We start from the raw sequence: 14,127 nt of genomic DNA on the forward strand, positions 1-14,127 counted from the left end.
GCGGTCATGCGGCAGGTCCGAGCCGCAGCGACTCGGCGAGCCCGACCGCGGGCTCGAGCAGCCGCGCGGCGACGGAGAGGTCGGCGTCGAGCACCTCGATCACGACGATCATGTCGTCGAGCGCGCCGATCACGCGCAGGACCGCGGCCGCGGCGCCGGGCTCGCCGGGGATGGGCCACAGCGCGCTCGTGCACACGAGCGTGCCGAACACCTCGGATGCGCGCGGCTCGGCCCGCTGGAAGAGCGCCCCCTCGTAGCCGTCGGTCGCCCACTCCTCGATGCGCTCGCGCCAATCGGGCTCGAACGGCTCGGCGTAGGCGTGCACGACGCGCGAGACTCCCGGCTCGAGCGGCAGGTGCCAGAACCTCGCGACCGGCCCGGGCAGCGGAGTCGGGCTCGACGCGATGACGAGCGCCATGTGCTCGAGGTCGGCGCGCTGCAGGTCGTCGAGTCGCCAGAACGGCGCGAGATCGGCCGCCGCTCGCGCCGCCCACGCCTGCGGCGTCGGCCAGCGCTCGCTCGGGAATCCGAGCGGCACCGGCACCCACACATCCGGGTCGGCGTCGAAGTGCGCGACCGGGTCGCTCAGCTCCACCGGAACGTCTCCACGATCGCGTCGGCGAGCTCGACGAGCGCATCGGCCATGCGATCGGTCTCGTCGGTGCCGAGGTGCAGGATGCCGGCCGTGAGCAGGATGCCGCGCCGCGCGTCGTCGCCCGGCTCCGGATGGACGTACGAGACCGTGCGCGTCAGCACGCCCTCTCGAGTGGATGCGCCGTCGCGGTCCACGACCCACCGGAGGACGGTGCCGTGCGGCATGTCGATGCGCACGACCTCGGCCCCCGCCCGCGCGCGCACGTCCGCCTCGAGCGGCGTGCCCGCCGGGGCGAGCCAGCGAGAGGCGACGACCGACATCGGCATGCCGCTCTCGGCTGTCGCCTCGGCACCGGGCACGTACATCGCGACGCCCCGGCTCTGGCGCAGCCCATCGAACTGCTCTCGCGCTTTGCGGCGCAGTGCCGCGTCGACATCGGGTCGGCCGACGAGCTTCGCGCGCTCAGCGATGTCGCGCAGGAGCGCGGCGCGGCCGCGATCGTCGACCGGGTAGTGCCGCCAGCCCGGCGGGAACGCGATGCGGAAGCCTCGCGGCGACTCGCGCGTCAGCTCCTCGCGGAGCGACGCCGCGCTCACGACGACCGCCCGTCGCGAGGCGCGCGGCTCGCGCGCGAGGCGCGGACGACGCGGACCACGAGCGCGAGGAGCGTCACGACGAAGACGAGCGACGCGATCCAGTGCCATCCGAGCGCGCCGTCCGGCACGCCCACTCCGGCGTACGCGCGAGCGAGCCCGACCGGGAGGAGGCCGAGCAGGAGCACGCCCGTCGCGAGGTCCTGGAAGGCCACGCCCACCTCATCCGTCACCTCGCGCCGCACGGCCATCGCGATGGCCGCCGCTGCCGCGACTGCGCCGATCGCGATCGTGAGCCACGCGGGCACGGCGAGCACCGGCCACTCGGCGAGCGGGTCCCACCGCGGCCACTCGTCGGCGAGGAACTGCCCGCCGGCGAGGAGCCCCATGAAGAACACCCACCCGAACTGCACGGCGGCGGCGATCGTCGCGATGCGGTACGCGCGCTCCCAGGGGGACCGGGCTCGCGCGGGAGCGAGCGCGATGCTCACAGGCGCACGAGCGGGTCCGACTTCGGCACGAGGCCGAACTTGTCGCCGAGGTCGAGCCCTGTGCCGACGCTCCAGAGCGAGAACTGCCCGACCTGCGAGGCGACGCTCGGCGTCGCTCGCGCGATCATGTCGTCGATGCCGTTCACGACGCCAGGGTACTGGCGGAGGTTGCTGCGAGCGGTGTTGAGGAACTGCAGCGTGCGCCCCGTCTCGGTGCCGCCGAAGCGGATCGAGTCGAAGCCGTTGACGAGCACGCCGGGCCGCGGCGTCGCGGCGCGTGCCTGCCCCCACGCGCTCACGCGGTTCGAGAGCGGCCGGTGCCACGTGAACGGGTTGAGGGTCGGGCCGCGCATGCCCGAGCGGATCGCCGGTCGCGCCGCGGCGCGAGTGGCGCCGATCGCGCCGCTGAGCGTCGGCGCGCCCTTGCTCGCGACCCGGGCGATCGCGCCGCCCGCGCCGAGCGTGACGAGCGCGAAGCCGGCGAGCGCGACGTCCTGCCAGGTCGTGCGGCCCGTCGCGTACTGCGCGATCTTGCCCGCGAGCAGCACGAGCGATCCGACGACCACGAGCGCCATGAGCGCGAGGCCGATCGGCCCCGAGACGAACAGCGCGATGATCGCGAGCCCGGTCACGACCCAGCCGAGGATGTCGAGGAAGTCGGCGAGCCCCTCCCAGAAGCCGTCGTTGTTGCCCGCCGCCTCGATCGCGCCGTCGACGCCGGCGACGGCGTCGTCGTAGGCGTCCGACCAGGTGGAGAAGACGGTCTCGAACGACTCCCAGCGCTCGTCGCGGATCCCCTTGGCCGTCGACTCGGCACCCTCGGCGCTCGACACCGCGCCCTGGGCGGCGGTGAGCTCGGCGTCGGTCGGGTCGTCCTCCCAGGGCATCACCCGCGTGAGGCTGCGCTGCTCACGGCGCGCGTCCTCCGCCGCCTCGACGGCGGCCTCCCAATCCCGCTCGGCCTGCTCGATCGACTCCTGGTGATCGTCGATCCAGTCCTTCGCCTTGCGCAGCTGCGGGGCGTACGCCTGCAGCACCTCGGCGGTGGAGCGGTAGCGCTGCTCAGCCTTGTCGACCTCGGGCTTGGCCTTGAGCGCGAGCTCCGCGAGCGCATCCGTGCCCTTCGACCTGTGCACGTCGGAGGTGCCGATCGCCTGCAGCTCGCTCGAGAGCGCGTCGAGGTCGTCGGCGAGGCGGATGAAGCTCGCGGCGTCGGTCTCGATCTTGTCGGGGTTGCCCGCGAGCGGGCGCAGCGCGTAGCCGGCCGTCGGTGAGCGGTAGGTCATCGGACGGTTCCCGTCGGCTCGAGCTCTGCGGCGGTCTCGGTGTCCCACCGATCCCACTCGGTGATGATGGTGTCGATGCCCTTGTGGATCTCCTCGAGCATCTCGGTGAGGTCGCCGCGGCGACCGTTCCAGTCGGACTCGAAGTCGCTCACCTTGCGACGGAGTGAGCTCCGGTCGTCCGGCTCGGCGACGGCGCGCTCGAGGTCGTTGTTGAACGAGCTCGCGCCCTTGAAGCTCTCGACAGCGCTGCCGAGGCTCGTGCGAGCCTGCTTGAGTCGCTCGAGGTCGAGCATGACGTCCACGGTGATCCTTCCGAGTCGAGTTGGGATGGGATGCGAAGAGCCGGCGGGCGCGGCAGCGCGCCCGCCGGCTACCGCGGCACGATCAGCTGCCGGCGAGCTGCTCGTCGAGCGACTGGATCGCCTGCATCATGCCCCGCAGCGCCTCACCCATCTCGGAGATGCCCTCGATCGCCTTCTCGAGACCCGACGTGAGCTCCTCGTAGCCCTCACCGAACTTGCCCGACGCGTGCTGCGTCTTGAAGTCCTCACCCAGCAGGGTGTCGACCTGACCCTTCAGGTCCTTCAGGACACCCGAGATGTCCTCCTTGCCCGTGTCGAGCTTGCCCGCCACGGACTCCATCTCTGCATACGATGCGCCGAAATCGCTCATGCGATGATCACTCCCTCGAAGTCCTGGTGCGCCGACCCCGATCGGAGCCGACGCCTCCACCGTAGGAGCGCGACGCTGGAGATGCGATGGGGAGAAGTCCCCTGCCAGCATGGGTGCATGACGGATGCGTGGAGGCCGATCGCCGCGGCGCTCGCCGACGAGGGCCGGCGGCTCGCGTGGGCGCGCATCGTCCTCGGCGTCGCCGACCGTTCCCCCGTGCAGGCTTCCGCGCTCACCGCGCGAGAGCGGCGAGCCGTCGAGGCGCTCGAGCGCGCCGGCCTCGTGACTGTCGTCGACGGCGCCGTCCTGCCCGCCGACCCGTTCACGCCGCTGCTCGGCCACCGACCGGCCGCGAGCGGCATCGACCGGTTCGTGCGCGACGGCCGGATCGCCGCGTGGCCGAAGCGCCCCGCCGATCGCGCGGCGCTGCTGCGGTGGGCGACCGAGCACGCGCTGCCCGCCGGGGGCAGCGCCTCGGAGGCGGCGGTGACCGAGCGGCTCGCGGCGATCATCGACGACCCCGCGACGCTGCGCCGATACCTCGTCGACGCGGGCCTGCTCGAGCGCGAGGCGGACGGCAGCGCCTACCGCCGCCCGTAGCCGAGCCGCCTAGCCTGGACGCATGGGCATCATCACGGTCTCGGCGATCTGCTTCGAGCGCGCCGACGGCGCCGTGCTGACGGTGCGGAAGCGCGGCACGAACGCGTGGATGCTGCCGGGCGGCAAGCCCGAGGGCGGGGAGACCGCCGCCGAGTGCGGCGTGCGCGAGGTGCTGGAGGAGCTCGGCGTCGAGATCGGCCTCGACCGCATCGAGCCGCTGGGCGAGTTCGAGACGCGCGCCGCGAACGAAGCGGGGTTCGCGCTGCGGGCGAGCGTGTTCCGCACCCGCGACGCGATCGAGCCGCACGCGCGCGCCGAGATCGAGGCGGTGCGCTGGATCGACCCGGCGCTCGGCATCGACGACGAGGCGGAGGCGCCGCTCAACCGCGAGCTCGTCTTCCCGATGCTGCTCGCGGAAAGGGCTGCTCGGCGATAGGGCCGGAGACGAGAGAGGGGGCCCGACCCCAGTCGAGCCCCGCTCTGTGATGTGGACGACCGGCTCTCGCCGAGTCGTGCAACGCCCCGTCCCTGAGGCCCTTGCACTCCGGCGCTATGCGCCGGATCCCTGTCTCGTAGCCCGATTCCCCTTGCGGGGCCCCAGCCGGGCTACGCCACACGGTAGCGCCGGTACCTGGGAGAGGACTATGGGGAGAACTACCCATGTCGCCCTCGGGCGTGTCTCCCCGCGCGGCTCGTGTCAGCGCTTGGCGCGCGGGCTGCGCCAGTGCAGCATCCAGTCGCCGGCGATCTCGGCGAGCATCGCGGGCATGAGGTTGTAGACGCCGTTGCGGGCCGCGACGAGCACCGGGCTGCGCGTCTCGGTCGTCGTGTGCGCGAGGCGGTGCGAGAGCTGCTTGAAGCGGTCGGTGCGGCGGATGCGCTCGCTGTCGTAGGCGCGGAGGGCCTGCTCGAGCGGGTGGTCGGCGAGCAGGATGCCGAGCGTCGCGGCATCCTCGAACGTCAGGTTGCCGCCCTGCCCGAGGGTCGGGAGCATCGCGTGCGCCGCGTCGCCGAGCAGCACGACGCCCGGGCGGTGGAAGGTCTTCAGCGGCGTCGCGAGCCAGTGCAGGTCGCGGCGGGTGATCGACGCCTGCGGGGTCGCGGCGATGTGGTCGCGCACCTCCGGCGCCCAGGCGTCGAAGCGCTCTCGCGCCGCCTCGAGCTCGTCGGGCGCGTGCCCGCCCATCCGGGCGTGCGCCATGCCCCACCAGTAGACGCGGCCGCCGTCGATCGGCACCATGCCGAACTCGGCGCCGCGCCCGAGGTACTGGCGGGCGCCGGCGGGCGAGTCGGACTCCGCCTGCAGCACGCCGTACCAGCAGGTCGCGCCCGAGTAGTCGGTCGCGGCCTTCGGCCAGAGCGCCTTCCGCACGGCGGAGTCGATGCCGTCGGCACCGATGATCAGGTCGGCCTCGAGCGTCTCGAAGCGGCCCTCTGCGGCGGATCGCACCTGCTGCTTCGTCGCGCGACGCTCGGCGCGGCGGTCGATCGGCTCGTCGCCAGGCTCGAGCGCGCGCTGCAGCCGGCGGCCGACCTTGATGCCGAGCGAGCGGTCGGCGCGCGCCTGCCGCTCCGAGCGCGCGTCGCGCGAGTCGGGGTCGGCGGCGCCGTGCTCGATCGTGACGCTCGGGCGGCCGCTCGACGCATCGGCGGCGCCGACGACGCGCATGCCGGTCTCGACCTCGCGATCGCCGCGCAGGATCTCGAGCAGCGTCCCCCGGTGGATCGCGTGCACGGCGCTCGACTCGTGGGCGAAGCCCTGCTGCAAGCGTGTGCCCTGATCGGTGAAGACGCCCTCGGGCCGAGCCTTGACCGCGCGCTCGCGCACCGCGTCCCCCACCCCGAGCTCGTCGAGCGCCTCGAGGCCGTTGCTCGTGATGCTGATGCCCGCGCCCATGGCCCGCACCTCGAGCGCGGCCTCGAGCACCCGCACGTGCCAGCCGGCGGTCTCGAGGGCGCGCGCGGCCGCGAGGCCTCCGAGTCCGGCACCGACGATGATGGCGGTCTGCGTCATGGCGGCAGGCTATCGGGGCGACCTCACTGGCGGCACCATGGCCGACGGGAGCAGGGCTCAGTCCCGCTCCGGCGCGTCCGCCTCGCCGGCGCGCTGCGAGACGCGCCGATCCCAGACGAGCCACTTGTCGTCGATCGCCCGCTCGATGTCGACCCCCGTGGCCTCCGCGAGCGCGAGCAGCATGCCCACCGCATCCGCGAGCTCGAGCGCGAAGCGGCGGTCGATCTCCTCGGGGCTGTGGCCCTTGTCGCGCTGCCGGCCGGTCTTCGCGAGCCACGCCTGCACGAGCTCGCCGACCTCCTCCTGCAGCTTGAGCACGAGCCAGTCGGCGTCGCGCTCGAAGCCGTAGACCTCGGCGTAGCGGCGCGAGATCGCGTCGATCTGCTGGGCGAGCGCGCGGATCTCCATGCGCGCAATGGTGGCACGCGGAGGGCGTAGATTCAGACGCATGCCTTCGTCCTTCGATGACCTGCTCGAGCACAACCGCGCCTTCGCCGAGACCTTCGCCCTGCAGGGCTTCGACGGCGTCGCGAGAGCCGGTGTCGCGATGGTCACGTGCATGGACTCGCGCATCGACCCGCTCGGCATGATCGGGCTCGTCCCGGGCGACGCGAAGATCCTGCGCAACCCGGGCGGCCGCGCGACCGAGCGCACGCTCGTCGCGCTCGTGCTCGGCGTGAACCTCCTCGGCGTGAAGCGCATCATGCTCGTGCAGCACACGCGCTGCGCGATGGCGTCGAAGTCGGAGCGCGAGCTGCTCATGGACATCTCCGAGGCCGCGGGCGTCGACGCGTCGTGGCTCGACCTCGGCGCGATCGAGCAGCAGCGGCTCTCGATCGTCGAGGACGTGCACCGCGTGCGCTCGCACCCGCTCATCGGCGAGCGCGCCGAGGTCGGCGGCTTCCTCTACGACGTCGACACGGGCCTGCTCGAGCAGGTCGCCTGACTCGGGCGCATCCATCAGGATGGGGTCGTGGTGAACCCCTTCGAGCAGGTGCCCCTCGACCGGCTGCGCGAGCGCACGAGCATCAAGTGGCGCTTCTTCGAGCCCGACGTGCTGCCCATGTGGGTCGCCGAGATGGACGTCGTGCCGGCCGAGCCCATCACGCGCGCCGTGCACGACGCGATGCTGCGGGGCGACACCGGCTACCTGCACGGCACGGGGTACGCGGATGCGTTCGCGGGCTTCGCGGCGGAGCGCTGGGGCGCCGAGGTGGTCGTCGAGCGCACCGCGCTCGTGAGCGACGTCATGATGGGCGCGTTCGAGCTCATCCGGCAGCTCACGCCGCCCGGCGGCACCGTGATCGTCAACAGCCCCGTCTACCCGCCCTTCCACGCCTACTCGGTGCACGCCGAGCGGCACGTCGTCGAGGCGCCGCTCGGCGACGACCTGCGGCTCGACCTCGACGCGCTCGAGGCCGTATGCGAGCGCGTCGGCGGCACCGCGCCCGACGGGCGGAGCCGCGCGGTGCTGCTGCTGTGCAACCCGCAGAACCCGACCGGCACGGTGCACTCCCGCGTCGAGCTCGAACGCGTCGCCGCGATCGCCGATCGGCACGGCGTGCGCGTCGTCTCCGACGAGATCCACGCACCGCTGCTCTTCGACGCGACCTTCACGCCCTACTGGATCGTCGACCCGCGCGGCTTCTCGCTCTCGAGCGCCTCGAAGGCGTTCAACCTCGCGGGCCTCCGCACCGCGCTCATCGTCGGCGGCGCCGAGACCGCCGACGACCTCGCCGCCATCGCCGAGGTCGTGAGCCACGGGCCCTCGCACCTCGCGTCGATCGCCCACGTCGCCGCGTTCGCCGAGAGCGGCGCGTGGCTCGACGCGGTGCTCGACGGCCTGCGCGAGAACCGCGCGCTGCTCGGGCGGCTGCTCGCCGAGCACGCGCCGGCGATCCGCTGGCGGCCGGGCGAGGCGACGTTCCTCGCGTGGCTCGACTGCCGCGAGTCGCGCGTCGCCGACCCCGCGGCGCGTCCCGACCCGGGCTACATCGGGCTCTCGAGCGGCCCGGCGAAGGCGTTCCTCGAGCAGGCGCGCGTCGGGCTCAGCGCCGGTGAGGCGTTCGGCACCGGCGGCGCGAACCACGTGCGCTTCAACCTCGGCACGCGCCCCGACGTCATCGAGGAGGCGGTCCGCCGCATGGGCGCCATCGCCTGAGCGGCCCCCGCCGGAGGGAGCGGCGCCTACGGCGCGGCGGCGAGCAGCTCGACCATGCGGTCCTCGAAGCCCGGCTCGACCTCCATCACGACGCGGTGGCGCGCGCCCTCGCGCTCGGGCCACTCGCCCCACGCGCCCTCGAGCTCGGCGACGGTGCGGCCGCGCGCGGGCCCGTCCGAGCAGTCGACGTGCACGTCGACGATCGGCGAGAGCGTCGTCCGCACGAGCCCGGTCGCGACCGCGAGCGCGAGCGCGTCGTGGTTGCCCGACGCGCGCTCGCCCGTGTAGCCCTCGTAGTAGTCGAGGTAGAAGTCGAGGATCCGGTCGCAGAAGCGCCCGACCTCGCCGCCGGCACGGAGCCGCTCGCGGTGCGCGTCGGTGATGAGCGACGTCATGGTCACGTCGAGGCCGACCATCGTCAGCTCCCACGGCGCGTCGAAGACGACCTGCGCAGCCTCCGGGTCGTGCCAGATGTTGGCCTCGGCGGTCTCCGAGACGTTGCCGGGCGCGAGCGCCGCGCCGCCCATGATCGTCACCTGGCGGATGCGCTCGGGCAGCCCGGGATCGGCGTCGAGCGCGGCCGCGAGGTTCGTGAGCGGCCCGACGGCGACGATCTCGAGGCTCCGGGCGTGCTCGTGGCTGAGCCGCAGGATGAGCTCGACCGCGCTCTCGCTCGCGAGGTCCGGCACGTGTGCCGTGTCGGCGCATCCGCCGAGCCCGTCCTCGCCGTGCACCTGCGTCGAGAAGACCGCGCGCGAGCCGTTCCGCGGACCGGCGGCGCCGACCGCGACCGGCACGTCGCCGTGCCCCGCGAGCCGCAGCACCTCGGAGGTGTTGCGGGCGCCCTGCTCGACGTCGACGTTCCCCCAGACGACCGAGCAGCCGACGAGGTCGATCTCATTCGAGAGGGCGGCGGTGAGGATGGCGAGGGCGTCGTCGATGCCCGTGTCGACGTCGAGGAGCACGGTGGTCACCGCTCGAGCCTAGGGCGGGCGAGCCTCGCCCGGCGCTACTCGACGCAGAGGCAGAACGGGTGCCCAGCCGGGTCGAGCATGACCCGGAAGGTCTCCCCCGGCTGGTGCTCGTGCACCGTCGCCCCGAGCTCCTCGACCGCCGCTTGCGCCTCGTCGAGGTCGGCGACCGACACGTCGAGGTGCATCTGCTGCGGGTGCTCCTGCCCCGGCCAGTCCGGAGCCGTGTACTGCTCGACCTGCTGGAAGCAGATCATCTGGCCGTAGTCGGCCTTGATCTCGACCCAGTCGTCGCTCTCGTCGACGATGGGCCAGTCGAGCATCGCGCCGTAGAAGCGCGCGAGCGCGAGCGCATCCGGGCAGTCGATCACGAGGGTGGGGAAGCTTGCGATGGCCATGCGCGCGAGGCTACGCGCGGCGACCCAAGCGCACCAGGCCTAGAACCCGTGGACGAGCGGGAAGATCGGCAGCGCCTCCGGGTGGTGCGCGTGCACGATGACGAGGAACACGACCGCGTCGAACAGCAAGTGCACCGAGACGACGTAGAGGAGGTTCTTCGTCCACGAGAAGATCGCGCCCTGCACGAGCGCGAACGGGATCGTCAGGAGCGGCCCCCACGACTGGTAGCCGAGCTCCCACAGGAACGAGACGAAGATGCCCGCTTGCAGGACGTTCGCGAGCCACGGCCGGAAGTGGCGCATGAGGAGCGTGTAGACGGTGCAGATGAAGAAGAGCTCGTCCCACAGCCCCACGGCGTTCACGCCCATGAAGAGCCGCGCGATCATGTCCCACTCCTCGACCGCGGGCCAGTTGCGGTAGACGCCCGACGTGAGGAAGTAGAAGGGCAGGATGAGGTAGGCCGCGAGCACGACGACGACGAGGTACGTCCACATGCGGCGCGTCCAGCGGCCGCCGGCCCACGGGAAGCGCACCGCGTGGTCGCGGTAGAGCCAGCGCGAGATCGAGTACGGGATGAGCACCGCGCCGCCGAGCGCGATCGTGAAGCGCAGGATCCCGGCGTCCGACAGGTCGGCGTGCAGCGAGATGAAGCTGATCCACGTGAGCGCGATCGCGATGATCGCGAGGTCCTGCCCGAGCTTGCGCGACAGCCCCGCCCGGTCGGTCAGGATGCCGCCGGCGACGCCGAGCACGAGCGGCAGGTAGCCCCAATCGGTCAGCGCCCAGAAGAGCAGCACCGCGGCGCTCGTGACGAGCGCGGCGGGGATGATGGCGAGCGGATGCGTCGTCGTGCCCTCGGCGGCGACCGTCGGTCGGGCGCGGCTCGCGGCGGGCGTCGCTCGATCGGTCGTCACCGCATCAGCCTACGGAAGGCGACCCGGCTCATCCGCCCGGATGATCCTCGTCCCCCGGGCGATGCAAAGGCGGCGGATGCGCTCGCCCGGCCCGGGTGCCGGGTGCTCCGATGGATCCATGCACACGAACCGACTCGAAGCCATCGGACTCACCCACACCTACGGCCAGGGCAACGCGGCGGCGCCGGCGCTCGCCGATGTCTCGCTCACGATCGGCGCCGACGGACCGGAGGCGGTCGCGATCATGGGCCCCTCGGGCTCTGGCAAGTCGACCCTCCTGCACGTGCTCGCCGGCATCGTCGCCCCCGCTTCTGGCCGGGTCGCCTGGCGCGGCCGCGATCTCGCGTCGATGCGCGACGGGGAGCGCACAAAGCTGCGCCGCAGCGACTTCGGCTTCGTCTTCCAGTCGGGCCAGCTCCTGCCCGAGCTGCCCGCGATCGAGAACGTCGCGCTGCCGCTCATGCTCGGCGGCACGGCTCGCACGGGCGCCGAGGCGGCGGCCGGCACGCTCCTGCACCGGCTCGGCCTCGGCGAGATGCTCGGCCGTCGGCCCGGCGAGCTCTCGGGCGGCCAGGCGCAGCGCGTCGCGATCGCCCGCGCGCTCGTCGGCTCCCCCGGCATCGTCTTCGCCGACGAGCCGACCGGCGCGCTCGACCGCTCGACGGGCGACGCGGTCATGAGCCTGCTCATCGGCGCGACGCTCGGCCACGGTGCCTCGCTCGTCGTCGTCACGCACGACCCCGAGGTCGCCGCGATGTGCTCGCGCGTCGTGCGGCTGCAGGACGGGCGCATCGTGAGCGATGAGCGCCGCTCGGACGAGCGGGCGGATGCCGTCCCGGCGACCGCGCACGCGGCACCGTCGGGTGCCGCACCGGTCGGCACGGCACCGTCGTACGCGCTGCCGGGCACCGCATCCGCCCCCATGCCGCTGCCCCAGCACCCGTCCTACGGCGCCGCGCGCTCCGAGGCGCACGTGCCGAACCCGCTGCGCGACGCCGTGCAGCAGTCGTGGATCGAGGCCTCGCGATGACCGCCCTCCTCCTGTGGGTGCGGCTCGCCCGCGCCACCGGTCCTCGCGCGACCGACGTGCTGAGCGCGATCGCCTTCGCCTTCGCGACAGCGGCCCTGCTCGCGGTGCTCGGCGGCGTGAACGCCTTCCAGGTGCGGCTCGACGAGGGCCGGGTCGACCCGTTCGACGGCGAGCTCATCGTGACGCTCGCGCTCGTGGCGGCGGCGCTGCTGCTGCCGGCGGTCTGGACGCTCGCGCAGGCCGCCGTGCGGCTCGCGCTCGCGCGCCGCGACGACCGGCTCGCGGCGCTGCGGCTCGCGGGCGCCACGCGCGGCCAGGTCTCGACGATGGCGGTGCTCGACGCGGTCGCGCAAGCGCTCGTCGGCGTCGTGGTCGGCGCGATGCTCGCGCTCGCGGTCACGCCGGGGATCGCCCGGATCGAGTTCCAGGGGCTGCCGTTCACCGTCGCCGAGCTGCTGCCGCCCGCGTGGATCTGGCTCGCCGCTGGCGCCGCCGTGCTGCTGACGGCGCTCGGCGCCGCGCTCGCCTCGCTGCGGCGCGTGCACGTCACGCCGCTCGGGGTCGCGCAGCGCGTGGGCCAGCAGGGGCTCTCGCTCTGGCGCATCGTCGCCTTCGCCATCCCTCTGGGCGTCTACGTCGCGGTCGTCGCGCTCGACCTCGTCCCGGTCGACGTCTCGTTCTCGATCGCGCTCATCGCGATCGTCGTGCTCGCCTACTCGCTCATCGGGCCGCTGCTCATCCAGCTCGTCGCGCGGATCGTGGCGAGGGCGGCCCGGCGACCCGCGACGCTGCTCGCCGCCCGGCGCGTGATCGACGACCCCCGCGGCGCATTCAACATCGTGGGCGCGATGTCGGTCGCGGTGATGGCGGGCGGCTTCGCGTCGCTCGCGCCCGCGCTCGGGGCGGCCGACGACCCGTTCGCGGTCGACATCGCGACCGGCGCGGCGCTCACGATCGCGATCGCCGGCGTGCTCGGCGCCGTGCTCGCGGGCATCGCGCAGTCGGCGAAGGTGCTCGATCAGCAGCGCGAGCACCAGGCGATGCACCGGATGGGCGTCGACATGCCCGTCATGCAGTCGGCGCTCGTGCGCCAGGTGGCGCTGCCGCTCATCGTCGGCGTCGGCGGCGCGGCCGGGGTCGCCCTGCTGCTCATCCTGCCGTCGTTCATGCTCTGGTGGTCGAGCGCCGACTCGGTCGTCACGTGGGCGCTGCTGACGGTCGGCGCGGTCGCGGTGACGCTCGGCGCGACGGCCGCGGCGCTGCCGCTCGTGAAGCGCGTCGCGACGGCGAGCACCGCCGCCTGACGAGTCGAGCGGGCCTCAACCGGATAGCCGGTAGGGCGAGGAGATATCTGTCGCGCCCTACCGGCTGCCCGGTTGAAGACTCCTCAGCGCGCGGGCAGGAGCGGCAGCACGTCCTCCGAGAACTGCTCGAGGAAGCGCCGCTGGTCGTGCCCGGGGCCGTGGAAGACGAGGTGGGTGAAGCCGAGCTCCGCGTAGTGCGCGATCTCGCCCGCGACCCGCGACGCATCCGACCCCACGATCCAGCGCTTCGCGACCTGCTCGATCGGCAGCTCGTCGGCGAGCCGCTGCATCTCGAGCGGGTCGTGCACGTCGTGCTTCTGCTCCTGCGTGAGCGAGAGCGCCGCCCAGAAGCGCGTGTGCTCGAGCGCCGCGTCGGGGTCGCGGTCGTACGAGACCTTGATCTCGATCATCCGGTCGACCTCCGCCGAGTCGCGCTCGGCCTGCGCGAGGCCCTCCTCGAGGCTCGCGACGATCGTGTCGCGGTAGTACTCGTCGCCCTTGCCGGACGTGCAGATGTGGCCGTCCGCGAAGCGAGCGGCGTAGCGCGTCGTGGCGGGGCCGCCGCCGGCGACGTAGATGGGGATGCGCTCTGCCGGCCGGTCGTAGATCGTCGCGCCGTTGAGCGAGTAGTAGTCGCCGTCGAAGTCGACGCGCTCGTCGGTCCAGAGCCGCTTGAGCACGCGCACGGCCTCGCGGAGCCGCGCGAACCGCTCCTTGAGCTCTGGGTACTCGACGCCGATCGCCTGCTCGTTGAGCGCCTCGCCGGTGCCGACGCCGAGGATCAGCCGCCCCGGGTGCACCTGCCCGAGGGTCGCGAACTGCTGCGCGACGACCGCCGGGTGGTAGCGCAGCGTCGGCGTGAGCACCGAGGTGCCGAGCACGAGTCGCTCGGTGCGCTCGAGCGCCATGCCGAGCCACGCGACGGCGTTCGGGGCGTGGCCGCCCTCGTGCCGCCACGGCTGCAGGTGGTCGCTGATGAACGCGCTGTCGAGCCCGACCCGCTCGGCGAGCACGACGAGGTCGAGCAGCTCGGCGGGCGAGAACTGCTCGGCGCTGGCCTTGTATCCGTACCGCATGGGAGTCAGTCAACCAGCCTT

The 14,127-nt window shown here is 73.1% G+C and carries 18 protein-coding genes; 6 read left to right on the top strand and 12 right to left on the bottom strand.

All coding sequences use genetic code 11. The features are described 5' to 3' along the window. Positions 1 to 4: 4 nt before the first annotated feature. The 6 genes from L332_RS22285 to L332_RS22305 form a co-directional block, all read right to left on the bottom strand. Entirely contained in the window at positions 5 to 595 is a 591-nt protein-coding gene (locus L332_RS22285) for a hypothetical protein (RefSeq protein ID WP_021010511.1), read from the bottom strand. After that, on the bottom strand, positions 586 to 1,191 hold the full coding sequence (locus L332_RS22290; protein ID WP_021010512.1) for a hypothetical protein: 606 nt from the start codon (positions 1,189 to 1,191) through the stop codon (positions 586 to 588). Before L332_RS22290 ends, L332_RS22285 begins: the two co-directional genes overlap by 10 nt. After that, the gene (locus L332_RS29430; RefSeq protein ID WP_021010513.1) at positions 1,188 to 1,679 is read right to left on the bottom strand and encodes a hypothetical protein; all 492 of its coding nucleotides are present in this window, start codon (positions 1,677 to 1,679) and stop codon (positions 1,188 to 1,190) included. The genes L332_RS22290 and L332_RS29430 overlap by 4 nt, the downstream gene beginning before the upstream one ends. Beyond that, a complete protein-coding gene (locus tag L332_RS22295; RefSeq protein WP_021010514.1) occupies positions 1,676 to 2,965 on the bottom strand; it encodes a hypothetical protein in 1,290 nt (429 codons plus the stop codon). The genes L332_RS29430 and L332_RS22295 overlap by 4 nt, the downstream gene beginning before the upstream one ends. Continuing rightward, a complete protein-coding gene (locus L332_RS22300; protein WP_021010515.1) occupies positions 2,962 to 3,267 on the bottom strand; it encodes a hypothetical protein in 306 nt (101 codons plus the stop codon). Before L332_RS22300 ends, L332_RS22295 begins: the two co-directional genes overlap by 4 nt. A gap of 82 nt (positions 3,268 to 3,349) precedes the next feature. Further along, a complete protein-coding gene (locus L332_RS22305) occupies positions 3,350 to 3,637 on the bottom strand; it encodes a WXG100 family type VII secretion target (RefSeq protein WP_021010516.1) in 288 nt (95 codons plus the stop codon). 117 nt (positions 3,638 to 3,754) lie between these two features. Here L332_RS22305 and L332_RS22310 point away from each other — a divergent pair, with 117 nt between their 5' ends. Together L332_RS22310 and L332_RS22315 are read left to right on the top strand one after the other, a co-directional pair. Further along, a complete protein-coding gene (locus L332_RS22310) occupies positions 3,755 to 4,237 on the top strand; it encodes a DUF2087 domain-containing protein (protein ID WP_021010517.1) in 483 nt (160 codons plus the stop codon). 22 nt (positions 4,238 to 4,259) lie between these two features. Further along, positions 4,260 to 4,673, top strand: a complete 414-nt coding sequence (locus L332_RS22315; protein ID WP_021010518.1) for an NUDIX hydrolase — start codon at positions 4,260 to 4,262, stop codon at positions 4,671 to 4,673. Positions 4,674 to 4,934: 261 nt separating this feature from the next. Here L332_RS22315 and L332_RS29435 read toward each other — a convergent pair whose 3' ends face one another. Further along, positions 4,935 to 6,251 carry an FAD-dependent monooxygenase gene (locus L332_RS29435; RefSeq protein WP_021010519.1) on the bottom strand — a complete coding sequence of 439 codons (1,317 nt, stop codon included), beginning with the start codon at positions 6,249 to 6,251 and terminating at the stop codon, positions 4,935 to 4,937. 57 nt (positions 6,252 to 6,308) lie between these two features. Further along, on the bottom strand, positions 6,309 to 6,659 hold the full coding sequence (locus L332_RS22320) for a nucleoside triphosphate pyrophosphohydrolase family protein (protein WP_021010520.1): 351 nt from the start codon (positions 6,657 to 6,659) through the stop codon (positions 6,309 to 6,311). Positions 6,660 to 6,699: 40 nt separating this feature from the next. Between L332_RS22320 and L332_RS22325 the strand changes: the two genes are divergently transcribed. Further along, positions 6,700 to 7,197 carry a beta-class carbonic anhydrase gene (locus tag L332_RS22325; protein WP_021010521.1) on the top strand — a complete coding sequence of 166 codons (498 nt, stop codon included), beginning with the start codon at positions 6,700 to 6,702 and terminating at the stop codon, positions 7,195 to 7,197. Positions 7,198 to 7,224: 27 nt separating this feature from the next. Continuing rightward, positions 7,225 to 8,412 (top strand): MalY/PatB family protein, encoded by a 1,188-nt coding sequence (locus L332_RS22330; protein WP_021010522.1) that lies wholly within the window; start codon positions 7,225 to 7,227, stop codon positions 8,410 to 8,412. A 26-nt stretch (positions 8,413 to 8,438) separates the two neighbouring features. On the opposite strand, the gene L332_RS22335 is transcribed toward L332_RS22330, so the two are convergent. The 3 genes from L332_RS22335 to L332_RS22345 are packed head-to-tail and all read right to left on the bottom strand — an operon-like array spanning position 8,439 to position 10,696. Continuing rightward, positions 8,439 to 9,386: a nucleoside hydrolase gene (locus L332_RS22335; protein WP_021010523.1), complete on the bottom strand. Its 948-nt coding sequence runs from the start codon at positions 9,384 to 9,386 to the stop codon at positions 8,439 to 8,441. A gap of 35 nt (positions 9,387 to 9,421) precedes the next feature. Further along, a complete protein-coding gene (locus L332_RS22340) occupies positions 9,422 to 9,781 on the bottom strand; it encodes a VOC family protein (RefSeq protein ID WP_021010524.1) in 360 nt (119 codons plus the stop codon). Positions 9,782 to 9,820: 39 nt separating this feature from the next. Continuing rightward, positions 9,821 to 10,696, bottom strand: a complete 876-nt coding sequence (locus L332_RS22345) for a CPBP family glutamic-type intramembrane protease (protein WP_021010525.1) — start codon at positions 10,694 to 10,696, stop codon at positions 9,821 to 9,823. Between the two features lie 118 nt (positions 10,697 to 10,814). Here L332_RS22345 and L332_RS29835 point away from each other — a divergent pair, with 118 nt between their 5' ends. Beyond that, positions 10,815 to 11,726 carry an ABC transporter ATP-binding protein gene (locus tag L332_RS29835; protein WP_021010526.1) on the top strand — a complete coding sequence of 304 codons (912 nt, stop codon included), beginning with the start codon at positions 10,815 to 10,817 and terminating at the stop codon, positions 11,724 to 11,726. Then, the gene (locus tag L332_RS22355; protein ID WP_021010527.1) at positions 11,723 to 13,030 is read left to right on the top strand and encodes an FtsX-like permease family protein; all 1,308 of its coding nucleotides are present in this window, start codon (positions 11,723 to 11,725) and stop codon (positions 13,028 to 13,030) included. Before L332_RS29835 ends, L332_RS22355 begins: the two co-directional genes overlap by 4 nt. A gap of 83 nt (positions 13,031 to 13,113) precedes the next feature. On the opposite strand, the gene fgd is transcribed toward L332_RS22355, so the two are convergent. Further along, complete coding sequence (fgd, locus tag L332_RS22360) at positions 13,114 to 14,106, bottom strand: glucose-6-phosphate dehydrogenase (coenzyme-F420) (protein ID WP_021010528.1); 993 nt, start codon at positions 14,104 to 14,106, stop codon at positions 13,114 to 13,116. Positions 14,107 to 14,127 lie beyond the last annotated feature (21 nt).

The sequence above is a fragment of the Agrococcus pavilionensis RW1 genome (assembly GCF_000400485.1).
In the GTDB taxonomy this organism is placed as follows: Bacteria; Actinomycetota; Actinomycetes; order Actinomycetales; family Microbacteriaceae; genus Agrococcus; species Agrococcus pavilionensis.